Origin of the sequence: Sorangium sp. So ce385 (genome assembly GCF_051474135.1) — a bacterium.
In the GTDB taxonomy this organism is placed as follows: domain Bacteria; phylum Myxococcota_A; class Polyangia; order Polyangiales; family Polyangiaceae; genus Sorangium; species Sorangium cellulosum_D.
The window spans coordinates 7028030-7046342 of sequence record NZ_CP150337.1 but is presented as its reverse complement, the minus strand read 5'-3'; the positions used below and the strand labels follow the sequence as shown (position 1 = coordinate 7046342).

Genomic DNA, 18313 nt, shown 5'->3' with positions numbered 1-18313 from the left:
CCTCTACTCCGGAGGCGCACGAGGTAGCGCCCGGGTTTGCCGGGACGACCCTCGTTGGAAGGGACCCGCCACGGGGGTCCCGACTGCATGTCGAAGCGGGCACGCCGCGAGCGCGGCGCGCCCAGGGAGCCAGCGGACCGTGCCAACAGCCGACATGACCGACAAATTTGCTCTGAGCGCCGACCGGCAAACCGAGTTCGAGAAGATCCTCGCGCGCTACCCGAACCGCCAGGCCGCGTGCATCCCGGTGCTCCACCTCTGCCAGAGCCAGGAGGGGTGGGTCTCCGAACGGGTGCTGCGCTGGGTCGCCGAGCAGCTCGGCCTCCCCACGGCGCACGTCCAGGGGGTCGCGACCTTCTACACCCTCTTCAACAAGCAGCCCGTGGGCAAGCACCAGGTCTGGGTCTGCCGGACGCTGAGCTGCGCGCTGAACGGCGCAGACGCCGTGCTGCACCGCTGCGAGAAGCGCCTCGGGATCCACGCGGGCGAGACCACGCAGGACGGGAAGGTCACGCTGCGCACCGCAGAGTGCCTCGCCTCGTGCGGCACGGCCCCGATGATGCAGGTCGATCGCGACTACTACGAGGGCCTCACGCTCGAGAAGGTGGACGCGATCCTCGATCGGTTGACGAGGTGACGAGATGCTCCGGCTGACGCGCTATCTGACGAAGAACTACGACACGCCCGACGGCCACAAGCTCTCGGTGTACGAGAAGGGCGGCGGCTACCAGCAGGCGAAGCGCGCCCTCGGGATGACGCGCGAGGCGCTCGTCGAGGAGATGAAGGCGGCCAACATCCGCGGCCGCGGCGGCGCCGGCTTCGCCATGGGCGTGAAGTGGAGCTTCATGCCGTGGCCCCCGAAGCCCGAGCGGCCGCACTACCTCGTCATCAACGCCGACGAGGGCGAGCCCGGCACCTTCAAGGACCGCACGCTGATGGAGAAGAACCCGCACTCCGTCGTCGAGGGGTGCATCATCGGCTGCTTCGGCATCGGCGCCCACGCCGCGTACATCTACGTGCGCGACGAGCTCCACCTGTCGAAGGCGCGGCTCTGGGGCGCCATCGAGGAGGCGCGCGCGAAGGGCTACCTCGGCAAGCGGCCGTTCGGGATCGACTACCCCGTCGAGGTCTACGTCCACACGGGCGCCGGCGCGTACATCTGCGGCGAGGAGACGTCGCTCCTCAACTCGCTCGAGGGCAAGCGCGGCGAGCCGCGGCTCAAGCCGCCGTTCCCCGCCCAGTTCGGCGCGTTCGGGATGCCGACGACCGTGAACAACCTGGAGACGATCGCCGCGGTCCCCACGGCGCTCGAGCTCGGGGGCGACAACTTCTCGAAGCTCTCCGCGCTGCACAACCTGAAGGACGGCGGCTGCCGGCTCTTCGGCGTGAGCGGCCACGTGAACAACCCCGGCATCTTCGAGGCGTGCGTCGGCCTCACGCTCCGCGAGCTCATCTACGACCTCGGCGGCGGCGTGAAGCACGGCAAGCTGCTCGGGGTGATCCCGGGCGGCTCGTCGTGCCCCATCCTGCGCGCCGACGAGGTCGTGAACGCGCCGAACGAGAAGTCGCCGCTCCACCCGTGGCACGGCCAGAGCGTGCTCGACGTGCCGCTCGGCGTGGACACGTTCCGCACGCTCGGGACGATGCTCGGGACCTGCTGCGCCATCGTCCTCAGCGACAAGGCGTGCCCGGTCCTCGCGATGCACAACCTGATGCGCTTCTACCGCCACGAGTCGTGCGGCCAGTGCACGCCGTGCCGCGAGGGCAGCGCGTGGATCCACCGCATCCTCGATCGCATCGTGCACGGCGAGGGGACGATCGAGGAGCTCGATCGGCTGCACGAGATCGCCGACAACATCATGGGCAACACGATCTGCGCCTTCGGCGAGGGCACGGCGATGCCCGCGCTCGGGTTCCTGCGCAAGTTCCGCAAGGAGTTCGAGGCGTACATTCAGACCAAGGGCCGGTCGTCGACAGGGGTGCTCTCGCCGTGAAAATCTTCGAATTCGCCTACTTCGGGCTGGCGTCGCTGCTCGTCCTCCTCGGCGGCCTGGCCACGGTCGCGGCCCGGAACCCGATCCGCGGCGCGATGGGGCTGCTCACGTCGATCGTCGGCATCGCGGGGCTCTACCTGATGCTCGCCGCGGAGTTCCTCGCGGCGATCCAGATCCTCGTGTACGCGGGCGCGGTCGTCATCCTCTTCCTCTTCGTGATCATGCTCCTCGGCCCGTCGGCGACGTCGCCGCGCGACGCGCGCACCGCGGTGCCGCGCTACGTGGGCGCCGGCGTCCTCGCGGCGAGCAGCATCGGCGCCCTCGCCCTGGTCGCGAGCGCCGCGAAGCCCGGCGCGCGGGTCGTCCCGGAGGCCCCCGAGGGGCTCGGGACGATCGAGGCGCTCGGGCACGAGCTCTTCACGAAGGGGATCGTGCCGTTCGAGCTCTCGGGCGCGCTGCTCCTCGTCGCCGTGATCGGCGCCGTCGCCGTCGCCCGCGGCAAGCAGGTCGACCCGACGCTGCTGCCGGCCGGGGCCGCCTCGCCGGACGGAAACGACCAGGTCCCCGTGCGCGACGCGGCGAAGCCGGACCCGCAGCCGGGCGCCCTCACGGGCCACTTCACCCTGTCGACGAAGGAGCCGAAGTCATGATCTCCGTCCCCATCGAGTACTACCTCGTTGTCGCGGCGGTGCTGTTCGTGATCGGGTCGGTGGGCTTCCTGCTGCGCAGGAACCTGCTGGTCCTCCTGATGAGCATCGAGCTGATGCTCAACGCCGTGAACCTCACGCTCGTCGCGTACAACCGGGTGCACCCGCAGGATCACGCCGGGCAGATCTTCACTTTCTTCGTCATCGCCATCGCGGCGGCGGAAGCCGCCGTGGGTCTCGCGATCGTGCTCGCGTTCTACCGCATCCGGAAGACGATGCGCGCGGACGACGCCGATCTCCTGAGGAGTTAGCGTGGAAGCCCTGAGAGTCTTATTCCCCGCGTCCGAGTTCGCGCTGCTCGCGGTGGTGCTCGGCCTGCCGGCGCTCGGCGCGTTCGTGAACGGCCTGTTCGGCAAGCGGCTCGGCAAGGACGCGGTCCGGCTGATGGCGCTCGCCGCGCTCGGCGGCGCCTTCCTGGCGGCCGTGACGACGTTCCTGATGCTGCCGCACGAGGGCGGCAAGCTCACCTGGACGGCCTGGCGCTGGTTCTCGATCAGCGGCCGGATGGGCCAGTCGATCCCGATCGACGTCGCCTTCAGCGTCGACGGCCTGAGCGGGACGATGATCCTCGTCGTCACCGGCGTCGGCTTCCTCATCCACCTCTACTCGTCGGCGTACATGCGCGAGGACCCGGGGTACTACCGGTTCTTCGCGTACCTGAACCTGTTCTGCTTCTCGATGCTCGTGCTGATCATGGGCGACAACCTCGCCGTCCTCTTCGTGGGGTGGGAGGGCGTCGGCATGTGCAGCTACCTGCTCATCGGCTTCTGGTTCAAGGACGACAAGAACGCGAGCGCCGGCAAGAAGGCGTTCGTCGTGAACCGCATCGGCGACTTCGGCCTCCTCGTGGCGATGGCGATGCTCGCCTACTACACGGGCACGCTGAACTTCGACGGCATCGCGGCGAACGCGGGCAACCTGCTCGCCGCCGTGAAGGTCTGGCCGATCGGCAACATGTCGGCCGACACGGTGCCCGGCTTCCTGAGCTTCATCATCCCGTCGCAGCCGGTGCTCGTGTACGCGGCGACCCTGGTCGGGCTCGCGCTCTTCCTCGGCTGCGCCGGCAAGAGCGCGCAGATCCCGCTCTACATCTGGCTGCCGGACGCGATGGCCGGCCCGACGCCGGTGTCCGCCCTCATCCACGCCGCGACGATGGTGACCGCCGGCGTCTACCTCGTGGCCCGGCTCTCGGCGGTGTTCGTGCTGTCGCCGTTCGCGATGGCGGTCGTCGCGGTGACCGGCGTGGCCACGGCGCTGTTCGCGGCCTCGATCGGGCTCTTCCAGAACGACCTGAAGAAGGTCCTCGCCTACTCCACGGTGAGCCAGCTCGGGTTCATGTTCATCGGCGTGGGCGTCGGCGCCTTCGCGGCCGGCTTCTTCCACGTCCTCACGCACGCCTTCTTCAAGGCCTGCCTCTTCCTCGGCGCCGGCTCGGTGATCCACGCGATGCACGCCCGCATCCACGACACCGACCAGTCCCAGGACATGCGGAACATGGGCGGCCTCAAGAGCTACATGCCGCTCACGCGCTGGACCTTCCTCCTCGCGTGCCTCTCGATCGCGGGCTTCCCCGGGTTCGCCGGGTTCTGGTCCAAGGACGAGATCCTCTGGCGCGCGTTCTCCGGCCGGATCGCGTCGGTCTCGACGCGCGGGCAGCCGGTGTGGCAGTGGCCCGACTGGCTCGGCCCGGCGATCTACTGGGTCGGCATCCTGGCCGCGACGATGACCGCCTTCTACATGTTCCGCGCCTACTTCCTGACGTTCCACGGCGAGTTCCGCGGCTGGACGATCGTGCGCGGCTGGAAGGACCCGCACCCGCACGGCCACCACGACGACCACCACGCGCACGCGCCGGGCGAGAAGCTCGAGGGCCCGGAGCCGCACGAGTCGCCGCTGCCGATGACGATCCCGCTGATCGTGCTCGGGGCGCTGTCGGTCCTCGCGGGCTTCCTCATGGCCGAGCCGCTCGTGCACCTCACCCACAACCACGCGTTCGCGCCGCTCGCGCACCTGCTCGAGCCGGTCTTCTCGATGACGTCGAGGGCGGTCCAGGCGCGCGAGGGGGTGGAGGGGCTGCTCTTCCCGATGATGCTGCCCGGCGTCGCGGCGTGCTTCACCGGCATCGGCCTCGCGATGCTCGTGTACTGGAACAAGCGCGGCGAGCCCGAGCGGCGCTTCGCCCAGACCTTCCCGGGTCTCCACCAGCTCGTCTACGACAAGTGGCGGATCGACGAGCTCTACAACGCCACGGTGGTGGGCATGGTCGACGCGCTCGCGGACATCTTCACGATGGCCGACAAGTGGATCATCGACGGCGTCATCGCGAAGCTCTCCGCCGCGCTCGTCGGGTTCTTCGGCACGGTGCTGCGCGCGCTCCAGACGGGCCGCGTGCAGGTCTACGCCGCGTCGATGGTCGTCGGGCTCGCCGGCGTCGGCTGGTTCCTGGTCAACCCGCACGCCGACGCGAACGTCGACGACGCGGAGCTGCGCCGGTCCGGCGAGGTGAAGCTCTCGGCGGCGCCGGGGCTCGGCTACCAGTACCGCTGGGAGGGGCCCGGCGTGCCGTCCCGCGACTTCTCGGAGTCGACCGACGTCACGGTGAAGCTCGAGCCGGGCGAGAAGAAGGACATCGTGCTCCGCGTGCGCAACGCCTTCAACCGCGAGGCGACGGAGACGTTCACGTTCTCGCGGCCGCCGAGCCGCGGGAACCCGGCGAGCCCCACCTCCATGCGGGGCCCGGACGTGCCCACGCTCCCCCCGGGGACGACCCCGGCGGAGCAGATCCATGACCTGATCCAGCCGAAGGGCCTGCAATGAGCGCGCTCGACCTCGTAACCCATTACTGGCCGGCGCTCGCCGCCGGCGTCGTCGGAGCGCTCCTCCCGCGGGGCGCCGGGCAGGGCGCGGACGGCGCCCACGGCGACGACCACGATCACGGGCACGGCGACGAGCACGACCACGGGCACGGCGACGAGCACGACCACGGGCACGGCGACGAGCACGGGCACGGCGAGGCCCACGCGAGCGCCGGGTACACGCCGTGGCAGCGGTTCGGCCTCGGGCTGATCGCGGCGCTCACCGTGCTCGGCGTGCAGTGGCTCTGGCCGTCCGACGGGGCGGCGGCCGCGGCGGAGGCGTCCGGGGAGTGGTCGTCGCTCCTCAACGTGCTCATCGGCCTGCCGTTCGTCGGGGCCGCGGCGGTGCTGTTCATGCCGCGGCAGATGCTCTCGCTGCTCCGCGGCTTCACGCTGGCCGTGCTCGGCGCGGGCTTCCTCGCGTCGCTCTGGCTGCTCAGCGTGCCGATGACGGTGGGCTGGCACTTCCAGTCGATCAAGGAGTGGATCCCGTCGCTCGGCATCCGGTGGCACGTCGCGATCGACGGCATCAGCCTCTGGCTCGTCCTGCTCACGACGTTCATCGCGCCCATCGCGGCGTACGCGTCGTTCGGGTCGATCAAGAGCCGGATCAAGGAGCTCTGCTTCTGCCTCCTGCTCCTGCAGGGCGCGATGCTCGGCGCGTTCGTCGCGCTCGACCTGTTCCTGTTCTTCCTCTTCTGGGAGCTGATGCTGGTGCCGATGTTCGTGATGATCGGCATCTGGGGCGGCGTCGAGAAGATCAAGGCGGCGATCAAGCTGTTCGTCTACACGATGGCGGGCTCGATGCTGATGCTCGCGGGCATCGTGTACCTCGTGTGGGCGAACCAGAAGCTCACGGGCGCGTACACCTTCGACTACCTCGCGCTCTCGCGCGTGGTGCTGCCGCGCGGCACCCAGATGCTCTGCTTCTGGGCGTTCTCGATCGCGTTCTTCATCAAGGTGCCGATGTGGCCGGTGCACACGTGGCTGCCGGACGCCCACGTGCAGGCGCCGACCGGCGGCTCGGTCATCCTGGCCGCGGTCATGCTGAAGATCGGGACGTACGCGTACCTGCGCTTCTCGATGGGCCTCTTCCCCGGCCCGGCCTCCAGCCTCGCGGCCAACCTGGCCGGCATCGCGATCCTCGGCGGCGTGATCTACGGCGCGCTCGTCGCCTGGAAGCAGGCGGACGTGAAGCGCCTCGTGGCGTACTCGTCGGTCGCCCACCTCGGCTACGTGATGCTCGGGCTGTTCGGCGTCACGCCGAGCGGGATCCAGGGCGCGGTGCTCCAGATGGTGAACCACGGCGTCTCCACCGGCGCGCTCTTCCTCCTCGTCGGCGTGATTTACGACCGCCGCCACACCCGCCAGGTCTCCGAGTTCGGCGGCCTCGCCAAGGTGATGCCGGTCTACGCGACGCTGTTCCTCATCGTGACGTTCGCCTCCGTGGGCGTGCCCGGCACGAACGGGTTCATCGGCGAGTTCATGATCATCACCGCGACCTACGTGTCCGAGCGCCTCGGGGTCTTCAGCGGGATCCACACCGTGGGCGCCGCCGCGGGCGTCATCCTCGCGGCCGTCTACATGCTGAGCGTCGTGCAGAAGATGTTCTTCGGGCCGCTCACGAACCCGAAGAACAAGCACCTGCCCGACATCACGCCCCGCGAGGGCCTGGCGCTCGCGCCGCTCATCCTGATGATCTTCGTGATCGGCCTGTTCCCTGACATCTTCCTCGATCGGATGAAGGAGTCGGTCCTGTCTACGTACAACCAGTTCAAGGTCGTCTCCGGACAGGCGATCCTCTTCGCGGACGAACGCAACGCGAAGCTCCTGCCCGAGGACACGTTCTCCCCCGCCTTCCTGAAGGGGGCGCCCGTGCTGGGCTCCGGCGCGGGCGCGGCGGGGGGTGACGAGGAGGCGCGGCGCGAGCCCTCGGCGGGCGGCAAGCTCGCGGCGCGCGCGGGGGAGGCGGCGCGATGAACCTCGGACCCTTCATCGCGGTGTCGCCGCTGCTCGTCGTCTCGCTCGGCGGCGCGCTGCTGATGGTCGCGGAGGCGTTCTCGCACCGCCGCGAGGAGTCGCACGACCGCCGCTCCGGCCCGTCGTCCGACATCGCGCTCGGGACCGCGATCACGCTCCTCGCCGGGGCGGTGTTCTCGGGCGCGGTCGGGTTCGTCGGCCCCGAGACGCTGGACGGGGTCGACCTGCTCGCGCCCTACCTGGTGATGGACCGCTTCACGCTGTTCTTCTCCTTCGTGCTCTGCCTGGGCGGCGCGCTGGCGGCGCTGCTCGCCGGGGGGTACCTCCCGGAGCACCGGCTCGATCGCGGGGAGTTCTACCCGCTGCTGACCTTCTCGACGGTGGGCGCGATCATCCTCGCCGGCGCGGGGGATCTGCTGACGCTCTTCCTCGGCCTGGAGACGATGTCGCTCGGGGCGTACGCGCTGACCGGCTTCCGCCGGACGTCGCCGCGGAGCACCGAGGCGGCGATCAAGTACTTCCTGCTCGGCTCGTTCGCGGCGGCGCTGCTGCTCTACGGCGGCGCGCTGATCTACGGGGCGACGGGGCACACCGACCTCGCCGGCATCCGCGACGCGATCGCGGGCGCGACGGGGGACAAGGCGCCGAACCCGGCGCTCCTCCTCATCGGGGCGGCGCTGATGCTGGTCGGCCTCGCGTTCAAGGTGAGCGCGGTGCCGTTCCACATGTGGACGCCCGACGCGTACGAGGGCGCGCCGACGCCGGCCACGACGTTCATGGCGGTCGCGGTGAAGGGCGCGGCGTTCGCGACGCTGCTGCGCGTGCTGCTCGGCGCGTTCAGCAGCCCGGCGCTGTCGTCGTGGGCGGCGGGCTGGCCGCCGGCGGTGGCGGTGATGGCGCTGCTCACGATGACGGTGGCGAACCTCATCGCGGGGCGGCAGGAGTCGGTGAAGCGGATGCTCGCCTACTCGAGCATCGCGCACGCCGGCTACCTGCTCGTCGGCGTCGCGGCGACGGTGCGGGCGAGCGAGGACGCGCAGGCGAGCGTGATGTTCTACCTGCTCGCCTACACGGTCTCGACGGTCGGCGCGTTCGGCACGCTCATCCTGTGCGGCAGCCGCGGCGCGGAGGCGGTGAGCTACGAGGACCTCTCGGGCATCGGCAAGCGGCACCCGGTGGCGGCGCTCGCGTTCTCGCTGTTCCTCCTGTCCCTGGCCGGCGTCCCGCCGACGGCCGGGTTCTTCGGCAAGCTCTACATCGTCAAGGCGGCGATGGGCGCGGAGCTGTACACGCTGTCGGTCGCGCTGCTCCTCAACAGCGTGCTGTCGGCGTACTACTACCTGCGGGTGCTCGTGTTCATGTACATGCGCGAGCCGGCGCCGGGGGCGCCGATCGCCCGGCCGATGCGGTCGGGGTACGTCAACGCGGCGCTCGTCGTGTCGGCGGTGCTCGTCATGGTCCTCGGGATCTGGCCGACGACCTCCCTCGGGATCGCGGTCCGCGCGGTCCTCGCTTCCCACTAGAGCGGGGGTCCACCCGCTGCGGATACGGGCCCACCTCGACGTTTTCGGTGCTCGGCGTACAGGAGTACGCCTGCGCGCCGAAAACGCCGATCTGGGCCCGTCTCCTGTGCGGGTGAACCCCCGCTCGGCAACGCTTGGGCTCGCGTAGTGGTGCGGGCTCGATGCGGCCTCACGACGACCTGTGGACGCGCCGGGGGGGCAGCGCGCCGCCAACTGACTTGGCGACGATGGCACCGGCGCTAGCGGCGATCGCGCGCTTCGGCGGCGAAACCGCGGTGCTGCGCGGGGCGCGCGAGTTGCTAAAGTCGGCGCCGATGCGGAACGGCGAGACGATGCAGAGGACAGCGGGGAACTGGCGGATTCGCGCGGCGAGCGTCGCGTTGCTCGGGGCGCTCGGGTGTCAGGGGGGGAGCACGAGCGGAGGCTCGCCCGCAGGGAGCGCGGCGCCGGCAGGGAGCGCGGCGCCGGCAGCGGCGAGCGCCAGCGCCGCGGCGAGCGCCAGCGCGGCGGCCGCGCCCGCGATCTCGCTGACCTCGGAAGCGGTGCTCAAGGTGATGAACCCGAAGCGGCATGCGCCGTACAGCGGACCCACGGGGACGCTGAAAGGGCGGGTCACCATCAAGGGAGACCCGCCGCCCGATACGGGGCTCAGCTTTCCGACCGGCAAGTGCGGCGAGGCCGCCGCCACCTACGGGAGGCTGTTCCGCGTGGGGCAGCAGAACGCCGTCGCCGACGCGCTCGTGACCGTCGTCAACTACAGCGGCCACGTGCCCGAGCGCGAAGAGGTAGAGAAGGTGACCATCCACGGGTGCGCGTTCTCGACCCGCACCGTGGCCATGACGTTCGGACAGCGGCTCGAGGTGGCCAACCTCGACGTGCTCGAGCCCTACATGCCCAACCTCGAGGGCGCCCCGTTCATGGCCGTCCTCGTCGCCATGCCGCAAGGCGAACCGGTGAAGTTCTTCCCGCCCCAGCCGGGCTACTACCACCTCGTGGACAAGATGCCGAAGCCGTTCCTCAAGGCCGAGGTCTTCGTGCTCAAGTTCGCGACCCACGACGTGACCGGCCTCGACGGGCGGTTCGAGATCAAGGACATCCCCGTGGGCAAGGTGCTCACCGCCGCCCTCCTGCCCGCCATCGATCAGGACGTGAAGAAGGAGATCGAGATCAAGGAGGGCGAGAACACCCTCGATTTCGAGCTCAACTTCGACCTCGCGAAGCACAACGAGAAGAAGAACAAGGCGAAGCCGTCGCCGTGAGCTCAGGGCGCGGCCGGCGCGCCCCCCGCGAGCTCCCGGTGGACGCGCCGCTCGACGTCGCGGGACAGCGGATCGCGGGCGCCGGGCGCGGGGGGCCCCGGCGGGCCGAGCCAGGCGAGCGCGGCGTCGCGGCCGATGCGACGGAAGAGCAGCTCGGCGAAGAGCAGCCGGGCGAGCGGCGAGGGCGGCACCGCGGCGCCGCCGCCCGCGGGCGCCTGGAGCGCGTCGCAGGCGCGGGCCAGCGCCTCGAGATCGCCGCTCAGATCGGCCGCCACCGCGAGCGCGACGAGCGCGGAGGCGCTCGACGGATCGGCCGCCGAGACGAGCTCGGCCTGCTCGCGCGCCTCGCCGACGCGGCCCAGGGCCGCCGCGCGCACCGCGATCTCGGCCGGCGGCAGATCCGCGTCGCGCGCCAGGCGGCGGGCGCGGCGCAGCTGCCCGTGGACCAGCGCGTCGTCGAGCTCGGCCAGCGGCCCCCGCGGCGCCGCCGGCCGCTCGGAGGCGGCGGTCCTCCGCGCGGCGAGCTCGCGCAGGCGCCGCGCCGCCTCCTCGGCGGCCGGGCGATCGCCGGCCTCGAGGGCCACCGCGTGCAGCGCGCGCCACGCGTCCGCCGAGAAGGGGTGGCGCACGAGCAGCGCCCGCAGCGACAGGCGCGCGTCCTCGGACCGGCCGAGCCGCCGCAGGATCTCGGCGCGGAGCAGGAGGCCGTCGTCGCGCTCCGGATCGAGCAGGACCGCCCGCTCGACGCGCCCGAGCGCCGCCGCGGGCCGCCCGGCCGCGAGATCGCAGCGCGCCTGCTCGAGGTGGGCCGGCGCGTAGTCGGGATCGATCGCGCGGGCGCGGTCGAACGCGTCGTCCGCCGCCTCCCGGCGGCCGAGGCGGCAGCGCACCGACCCGACGCGGGTCCAGATGTCCGCGCTCTCGGGATCGCTGTCCTCCGCCAGCTCGTACGCCTCCAGGGCCGTCTCGAGATCGCCGCGCGCCTCGGCCTCGGCGCCGATGGCGTACAGCGCGTACGCGCGCGCCGAGATCTGGCGGCCCACGAGGATCTGGCCGTCCACGGAGCGCGCGACCTCGGGCGCGGCGCAGGCGGCGGTCAGCGCGAGCGCCGCGAGCGCCGCGAGCCGCGCGGCAGGGGGCGGCGGGGCTACGCGCACGCGGCGATCTCGGCGAGGAGGCGATCGTTCTCCTCGCGGAGGCCGACGGTGATGCGGAGCCGGTGCGCGAGGCGCCCGCCCGCCGCGTGGAAGCTGCGCACCAGGACGCCGCGCGCGGCGAGCGCCTCGAAGACCTCCCCGGCGGGGCGGCGCGTGCCGACCCAGAGGAAGTTCGCGTGGCTCGGCGCGACGGAGAGGCCGAGCTCGGTCAGGCCGCGCGCGAGGCGCTCGCGCTCCTCGGTGATGAACGCGGCGGCGCGGCGGAGCTCGCCGCCGAGCTCGCGCAGGGCGAAGGTGGCCGCGCGCTGCGACGGGACGGGCAGGTTGTAGGGCTGGCGGACCTTGTCGAGCTCGGCCACGAGCCCCCGGTCGCCGACGAGCCAGCCGACCCGCAGCGACGCGAGGCCGATCTTCGAGAGCGTCCTCAGCACGGCGACGTTCGGGTGCTTGCGAACGAGGGCGAGCTGGTCGCGCGGGGCGAAGTCGATGTACGCCTCGTCGACGATGACGAGGGCGTCGCTCGCCGCGGCGATGACCGCCTCGAGCCGGTCTGCCGACGCGAGCGCGCCCGTCGGGTTGTTCGGCGAGGCGATGAAGACGACGCTCGGGCGCGCGAACTCGACGGCGCGCACGAGGCCCGCCACGTCGAGATCCCAGCCGGCGTCGAGCGGGACCTCGACGGCGCGCATGCCCCGCGCGCGGGCGCTCAGCTTGTACATGACGAAGGTGGGGCTGGTCGTCACGATGCTCGCCGCGTCGGCGCCCGGCCGCGGGCGGCTGAGCGCGGTCAGGAGGATCGAGATCACCTCGTCGGAGCCGACGCCGGGGAGGACCTCGTCGGGCTCGACGCCGCAGCGGGCGGCGATGGCCTCGCGGAGCTCGACGAGGCGCGCGTCGGGGTAGCGGCCCCAGTCCTCGGGCACGGCGGCGCGCGCGAGCGCGGCCCGCGCCTCGGCCGACAGGAGCGGCGGGCTCTCGTTGGCGTCGAGGCGCACCGGGAAGTGGCCCGCGACTGGGGTGTAGGCGTGGAGCTCGGCGAGCTCGGGGCGGAGGAGGGCGGAGAGGAAGTCGGGCGTCGGCATCGGCTCAGTCGACGGGGAGCGCGGGCGTGGGGAGGGTCACGAGGGCGATAGTCTACCCGGGCGACGCGCGCCATGATCCCGGAAGACGGCGTCGCCCGGGGGGGCTCGCTCGATGCTCCGGCGTGCGCTTCTCCCGTCGAGAGCGCGGCGCGGGGGCCGGGTCACCGCGCGACCAGGCGCATCGGCCGGCTGTGCTGGGTGGGCTCGGCCTCGAGCTCCTCCAGCTCGAACGCCCTGTCCATGTCCATGTCGAGCTCCTCGAGCTCGCGCTGCGCGCTCTCGCCGGTGTCGAACCCGTCGAGCTCGCGCATGAACCGGTCGATCTCCGCGCAGGTCGCCGGCGAGTCCACGGGCGTCATCGACTGCTCGTGCATCAGCTGGATGAGCTCCAGGATGGTCGCGAGCTTCTGCGACACCACCTCGAGCCCCTCGCGGGTCCGGCTCCAGCACTCGGCGCGCCGGTAGGCGATCGAGAGCCGCCGCTCCGACAGCCCGCGCGTGCGCCCCGCGGACGCGCTCCGGATCGCCTCGAGCGATCGGATCGTCTCCATGAGCTCGCTGTGGTTCGTCATGGCGAGCGACTCCTGGCCGGCCTTGTGCGCGATCGCGAGGCGGATGTAGCTCATGAGCAGGCGGCTCAGGCCGAAGCCGTCCTCGAGCAGCAGCGGGACGGCGCCGCCGCGGCGGCGGATGTTCTCGCGGGTGCGGTCGATCAGCCGGTCGAGGCGCGCGAGCTCCTGCTGGTGACGGATGTCCATCTGCCGGATCAGGCACTCGCGCGCCCGCGACCACGCCGCGCGATCGGCCTCGTCGAGCTGCGCGTCGATGCTGCGGCGGAAGTAGCCGCGCCAGGGGACGACGCACAGGATCACGAGCTCCGCCCCGAGGCCGAGCAGCAAGAGCAGCGGGCTCCAGCCGATGAAGCTCAGGAGGAGCACGCTCCCCACGACGAGCAGGTTGTACGGGTGGACGAGCACCCGACCCAGGTACGTGCGGGCGGTGCGCCTCCGCAGCGGTGCGACCTGGACGCCGAACGCGGCCAGCGTCGCCCTCGACTCGGCCATGCTCGCGCCAAGCACATCCTCGAATCGGCAAAGCTCTCGATCGCACGTCGTCATGGAGCCCCCTCCTCACCTCGTCCTCTGGTCCTCGTGCCACCTCGCCCCGTTCACCACCCCCCGCGGCCGAATCAGCGGGTCGGGCGCCCGGCGCGATCGCGCGCGCCCCGCGCCGGCGCGCTGTGAACGCAGGTCACGCTCGCCGCGCCCACGCCGGCAGCGACACGCCCGCGGAGCCCGCCTCGGAGGACCCGACGCCCGCCGCGCTCATCGGACGCCCATGCGGTAACACCATGAAAAGTCATGCTTTTCTGGCGGCGCTGCGGCATCGCGAGCTCCAGGGTTTTCATGCCTGTCTCGTTCTTCGCATTCGAAGGCCTCGTGGAGGGTCCGCCGTGCGTCACCGGAGCGCAGCGCCGCCGTCGATCCCGGAGCGAGCAGAGCGGGCTCCGTGCCAAGCGCCGCGGCACCGGGCGGCGCACGATCGGGGAGGGGCGCGCTCAGGCGTGCGCCGGGTGGGCTGCGTCCAGCACGTGGACGCCGGGGGCGCCGAGCGACATGGGCACACGCTCGAGGCCGGCCGCGGCCGCCGCCGCGCGCCATGCCGCCGAGGGCGGCGCGCCGCCGACGAAGAGGGAGACGTCGCCGCCGCCGGCGCCGCTCGGCGCGAGCGCGGCGCCCTCGGCGGCCGCGGCGGGGCGGAGGCGCGCGAGGGCAGGGGTGACGATCGGCGCGCCCGCGCGGTCGCCGAGCTCCGCGAGCGCGTCGACCTGGCGATCCAGCGCGGCCACGAAGGCGCGGGCGTCCGCGGCCGCGACGGCCGCGCGCGCGCCCTCGGCGGCCGCGCCGAGCAGGGCGCCGTGCGCCGCCGGGTCGCGGGCGGCGAGCGCGCGCACGCGCTCCAGCATGGCGCTCGTGCGCGCCGAGGCGTCGCTGGCGTAGACCTCGATCGCGAGCCCGCCCGGCAGCGCGTGCGGCGTCACGGCGAGCGCGCCGTCCGGGCCGAGCCGGCAGCAGAGGACGCCGCCGTAGACGCTCGCCGCGACGTCGACGCCGCTGCCCCCGCCCTGCGCCCGCCGGTGCGCGGCGAGCGCGGCGAGGAAGAGCGCGCGGGCGTCCCACGCGGGCATCGGCCGGCCGGACGACGCCGCCGCGGCCGCCGCCGCCGCCATGGTGGGCGCGGCCGCCGCGGCGCGCGCCGCGAGCGTCGCCACGAGGATGGCGGCGCTCGAGCCGAGGCCGAGCTTGCGGCTCGCCTCGCGCGGCGGCGCGCCCGCCTCGGCCGGCGCGCCCGCCGTGGGCTCCGGCGCCGCCGACCGGAGCGCGGACGCGTCGAACCACGCCGCCCGGTCGAGCGCGCCCGCGTCGATCGCCGCCTGGACCTCCTCGGTGACGAGGTCGGCCTGGCGCGCCGGATCGGCGACGACGTACCGATCGACCGCGGCCACGAGCGCGGGCGCGCCCTCGAGCACCGCGTACGCGCCCGAGAGGACCAGCTTGCCAGGCGCCCGGACGATCACGCGCCCGCGCCCCCGGACGCGAGGTGGGCTCCGCCGCCGGGGGCGGCCGAGATGGTGCGGAGGACGCCGGGGACGGCGAGCAGCGCCTTCTCCACGGCGGGCTGCGCCTCGGGCGCCGTGAAGACCTTCACGTGCGGGCCGGCGTCGATGGTGAAGAACGCCGGCGTGCCCTCGGCGCGGAGCCTCCGCACCGCGGCGAGCACCTCGACGGTGGCGCCAGTCCAGTAGAGCAGGCCCGGCGAGGCGGCGATGCTCGAGGCGTGCATGCACAGGGCGCTCGCCTCGGCCGCGGCGCCGAGGGCCGCGAAGTCGCGGGCGAGGACCGCGGCGCGGACCGCGGCGAAGAGCGACGGCGCGGCGTCCACCCAGGCGGGGAAGTACGGGCTCGTCGCCGCGGTGTGCCGCATGCCGTCGCTGGAGCCCACGTCCTTCGGGCCCTCGCGCGTCACGGCGATCACGACCGCGAGCGGCCAGTGGTCCTCGGGCGCGAGCGGGGTCGCCGCGAGCGCCTCGTCGCCGGGGCGCCCGGCGCGGAGCTCGACGAAGCCGCCGAACGCGGAGCGCGCGGCGGAGACCGAGGTCTTCCGGGCGAGGTCGCTCACGGCGGCGGGCGCGGTGGGCAGGCCCGCGGCGGCGCTCGCGGCGAGCGCGAGCGCGGCGAACGCCGACGCGCTCGAGGCGAGCCCCGCCGCGGTGGGGAAGTCGTTGCGGCTGACCACGCGGGCGCGCTCGCGCCGGCCCGAGGCGGCGCGGACCCGGTCGAGGAGCCCGGCGACCCGGCGCGCGGCCTCCGCGTCCGGCGGCACGGCCGCGCCGCCGAGGTGGAGCTCGTCGCGATCGAGCGACGGATCGAAGGCGACCTCGGTCGTCGTGGCCATCCCGGCGAGCGTCACCGAGAGGCTCGGCACGGCGGGCAGGTTGTGCCCGTCGGCCCGCTTGCCCCAGTACTTCGCGAGGGCGATGTTCGGATGGGCGATCGCGGTCGCCCGGCTCACGGCGCTCATGCTTGCTCCTCCGGCGCCGCCGTGGCGGCGCCTGCCTTCACGCGGGTCACGAAGCCGCTGTACCCCGCGTCGCGCCAGGCGGCGAGCACGCGGCCCGCGGCGCTGTTCGGCGTCGCCGCCGCGCCGCCCGCCGGAGGGGGCGGGAGCAGCGCGATGACCGAGCCGCCGCCGCCCGCGCCGGTGAGCTTGGCGCCGAGCGCGCCGGCCTCGCGCGCGAGCTTGCACAGGGCCTCGATCGCCTCGGTCGAGACGAACATCCCGGCGAGGAGCATCTGGTTCAGGTCCATGAGCCGGCCGAGCGCGATCGCGTCGCCCGCCTCGATGGCGAGGGCCGCGTTCTCGACGAGCGCGGCGATGCCGGCGATGGAGGTCTCGGCCAGGGTGGGCTTGCGCTCGAAGAGCTTCGCCACGAGCTCGACCATGCTGCGCGTGGACGACGGCACCCCCGTGGAGCCGACGCACAGCCAGAGGTCGTCGCGCGGGGCGAGGGGGGTCGCGCCGTGCGCCCGGGTGAAGCGGAAGCACCCGCCGCGCGCGGCGGCGGCCGTGTCGATGCCCGACGGGTTGCCGTGGAACACGCGCTCCCAGGCGGCCGCCGCGGCGACCTCGGCGGCGGCGGTGAAGGCGCCCGGCGTGAGCGCGGCGACCGCCCGGGCGATCGCGACCCCGAGCGCCGCCGAGCTCCCGAGGCCGCCGCCGGGCGGCAGATCGCTCTCCGCCTCGACGCGCACGGGGCCGGCGCCGGGGAGCGCCTCGAGGAGCGCCGCGAACGCCTGCGCGACGTCCCCCTCGGCCGGCGAGGCGCCGTGCTCGCGGTCGCCCAGCCGGAGCGCGCTCGCCCGCGCGCCCTCCGGAGCGCGCGTCGCGCGCGCGCGGGCGCCGCGCTCGATGCCGGCGGCGAGCGCGGGCGCGCCGTACACGACCGCGTGCTCGCCGAGCAGGATGACCTTGCCGGACGCCTGGCCGAGCGCCTCGATCATGCGCCGGTCCACCGGAGCGCGCTCGCCGCGCCGCACAGGATCTGCCGCGCCGACGCGCTCACCGGCAGCGAGCGCCCGAGGGCCTCGGCCTCGCCGCACAGGGCGTCGAGCCGCTCCTCGACCGCGCGCCGCGCGCCGCACGCCTCGAGGGCCCGCGTCGCGGCGGCCACGTCGTCGTCGCTCGCGTCCTTGCGGCCGAGCGCGCGCTCGACGGCGCTCCGGCCGGCGGCGTCGAGGCGCCCCTCGGCGGCCGCGAGCACCGCCGTGCGCTTGCCGGCGCGCAGGTCGTTGCCGACCGGCTTGCCGGTCGCGGCGGCGCTCCCGAAGGTGCCGAGCAGGTCGTCGCGCAGCTGGAAGGCGACGCCCACCGGCGCCGCGAAGCGCTCGAGCGCCGCCACGGTCTCGGCCGGGGCGCCGGCGAGCGTGGCGCCGAGGGCGAGCGGGCCGCGCACCGTGTAGCTGCCGGTCTTGAGCGCGTGCATCTGCTCGACGTCCTCGGCCCGCCCGACCACGTCGAGGTGCTGCCCGATCACGACGTCCTCGTGCATCGCGCAGAACAGCCGCACGGCCGCGAGCGTCCTCTCCGGCGGCGCCCCGGCGCCCGCGAGCGCGCCGAGCGCGAGGCTCCACGTGTAGTCGCCCGCGAGGATCGCCGACGAGGCCCCGAGGTGCGGATCGCCGAGCACCTCGGTCAGCGCGACGTGCGCGGTGCGGTCCCCCCGGCGGACGGTGTCGCCGTCGATCCAGTCGTCCTGGATGAGCAGGTAGGTCTGGAGCAGCTCGAGCGCGACGCCGGCGTCGATCGCGGGCTCGAGCGGCGCGTCCGGCGCGACGCCCTGGTAGGCGGCGACGAGCAGGGCCGCGCGGAACCGCTTGCCGCCGCGCAGGGTCAGGCTCCTCGCCTCGGCGACCATCGCCGAGACCTCGCGGCCGTAGCGCTGCACGTGGCCGGCCGCGGCGCACCAGCGTTGCTCGAGCGCGGCCTCGACGCGGGGGCGGAGCGAGGAGAGGAAGTCGAGGAACAGGCGCGCGCCGGGGTCCGCCGTCCCTTCGAGCGTCTGATCGCCGGGGCGTGGCGCGCTCTCTCCGTCCTTCGTGTGCGCTGTCATGGAATGCGCGGCAGCCTAGGAGCCGCGCGCGATCCGGTCAATCTCGGCCGAAACGCCGCGAACCGCCGGCGCCGCGCGCCGCTCA

16 protein-coding genes are annotated in these 18313 nt (G+C 73.4%); 8 read left to right on the top strand and 8 right to left on the bottom strand.

Annotated features, from left to right (window positions below):
* Positions 1-154: 154 nt before the first annotated feature.
* Genes nuoE through WME83_RS25475 form a run of 7 tightly spaced genes read left to right on the top strand, consistent with a single transcriptional unit; the run spans position 155 to position 9059 of the window.
* Complete coding sequence (gene nuoE / locus WME83_RS25505; protein ID WP_437321889.1) at positions 155-637, top strand: NADH-quinone oxidoreductase subunit NuoE; 483 nt, start codon at positions 155-157, stop codon at positions 635-637.
* Positions 638-641: 4 nt separating this feature from the next.
* Positions 642-1994, top strand: coding sequence for an NADH-quinone oxidoreductase subunit NuoF (gene nuoF, locus WME83_RS25500; protein ID WP_020737043.1), 1353 nt, complete (start codon positions 642-644; stop codon positions 1992-1994).
* Positions 1991-2644: an NADH-quinone oxidoreductase subunit J family protein gene (locus tag WME83_RS25495; protein ID WP_437321888.1), complete on the top strand. Its 654-nt coding sequence runs from the start codon at positions 1991-1993 to the stop codon at positions 2642-2644. The genes nuoF and WME83_RS25495 overlap by 4 nt, the downstream gene beginning before the upstream one ends.
* A complete protein-coding gene (gene nuoK, locus WME83_RS25490) occupies positions 2641-2952 on the top strand; it encodes an NADH-quinone oxidoreductase subunit NuoK (protein WP_061622757.1) in 312 nt (103 codons plus the stop codon). Before WME83_RS25495 ends, nuoK begins: the two co-directional genes overlap by 4 nt.
* A gap of 1 nt (position 2953) precedes the next feature.
* Complete coding sequence (gene nuoL / locus WME83_RS25485) at positions 2954-5518, top strand: NADH-quinone oxidoreductase subunit L (RefSeq protein ID WP_437321887.1); 2565 nt, start codon at positions 2954-2956, stop codon at positions 5516-5518.
* Positions 5515-7536, top strand: coding sequence for a complex I subunit 4 family protein (locus tag WME83_RS25480; RefSeq protein ID WP_437321886.1), 2022 nt, complete (start codon positions 5515-5517; stop codon positions 7534-7536). Before nuoL ends, WME83_RS25480 begins: the two co-directional genes overlap by 4 nt.
* Positions 7533-9059, top strand: coding sequence for an NADH-quinone oxidoreductase subunit N (locus WME83_RS25475; RefSeq protein ID WP_437321885.1), 1527 nt, complete (start codon positions 7533-7535; stop codon positions 9057-9059). The genes WME83_RS25480 and WME83_RS25475 overlap by 4 nt, the downstream gene beginning before the upstream one ends.
* A gap of 400 nt (positions 9060-9459) precedes the next feature.
* On the opposite strand, the gene WME83_RS25470 is transcribed toward WME83_RS25475, so the two are convergent.
* Positions 9460-9609: a hypothetical protein gene (locus WME83_RS25470; protein WP_437321884.1), complete on the bottom strand. Its 150-nt coding sequence runs from the start codon at positions 9607-9609 to the stop codon at positions 9460-9462.
* On the opposite strand from WME83_RS25470, the gene WME83_RS25465 reads away from it, so the two are divergent.
* A complete protein-coding gene (locus WME83_RS25465; RefSeq protein ID WP_437321883.1) occupies positions 9602-10318 on the top strand; it encodes a hypothetical protein in 717 nt (238 codons plus the stop codon). The two genes, WME83_RS25470 and WME83_RS25465, sit on opposite strands and share 8 nt — an antisense overlap.
* A 2-nt stretch (positions 10319-10320) precedes the next feature.
* On the opposite strand, the gene WME83_RS25460 is transcribed toward WME83_RS25465, so the two are convergent.
* The 7 genes from WME83_RS25460 to WME83_RS25430 form a co-directional block, all read right to left on the bottom strand.
* Entirely contained in the window at positions 10321-11475 is a 1155-nt protein-coding gene (locus WME83_RS25460) for a tetratricopeptide repeat protein (protein ID WP_437321882.1), read from the bottom strand.
* On the bottom strand, positions 11466-12557 hold the full coding sequence (gene hisC, locus WME83_RS25455) for a histidinol-phosphate transaminase (protein ID WP_437321881.1): 1092 nt from the start codon (positions 12555-12557) through the stop codon (positions 11466-11468). Before hisC ends, WME83_RS25460 begins: the two co-directional genes overlap by 10 nt.
* Before the next feature lie 161 nt (positions 12558-12718).
* Positions 12719-13621, bottom strand: a complete 903-nt coding sequence (locus WME83_RS25450) for a hypothetical protein (RefSeq protein WP_437321880.1) — start codon at positions 13619-13621, stop codon at positions 12719-12721.
* A gap of 494 nt (positions 13622-14115) precedes the next feature.
* Complete coding sequence (locus tag WME83_RS25445) at positions 14116-15135, bottom strand: hypothetical protein (RefSeq protein ID WP_437321879.1); 1020 nt, start codon at positions 15133-15135, stop codon at positions 14116-14118.
* Positions 15132-16139: a diphosphomevalonate decarboxylase gene (mvaD, locus tag WME83_RS25440; RefSeq protein ID WP_437321878.1), complete on the bottom strand. Its 1008-nt coding sequence runs from the start codon at positions 16137-16139 to the stop codon at positions 15132-15134. Before mvaD ends, WME83_RS25445 begins: the two co-directional genes overlap by 4 nt.
* Positions 16136-17119, bottom strand: a complete 984-nt coding sequence (gene mvk, locus WME83_RS25435; protein ID WP_437321877.1) for a mevalonate kinase — start codon at positions 17117-17119, stop codon at positions 16136-16138. Before mvk ends, mvaD begins: the two co-directional genes overlap by 4 nt.
* Entirely contained in the window at positions 17116-18228 is a 1113-nt protein-coding gene (locus WME83_RS25430; protein ID WP_437321876.1) for a polyprenyl synthetase family protein, read from the bottom strand. The genes mvk and WME83_RS25430 overlap by 4 nt, the downstream gene beginning before the upstream one ends.
* Positions 18229-18313 lie beyond the last annotated feature (85 nt).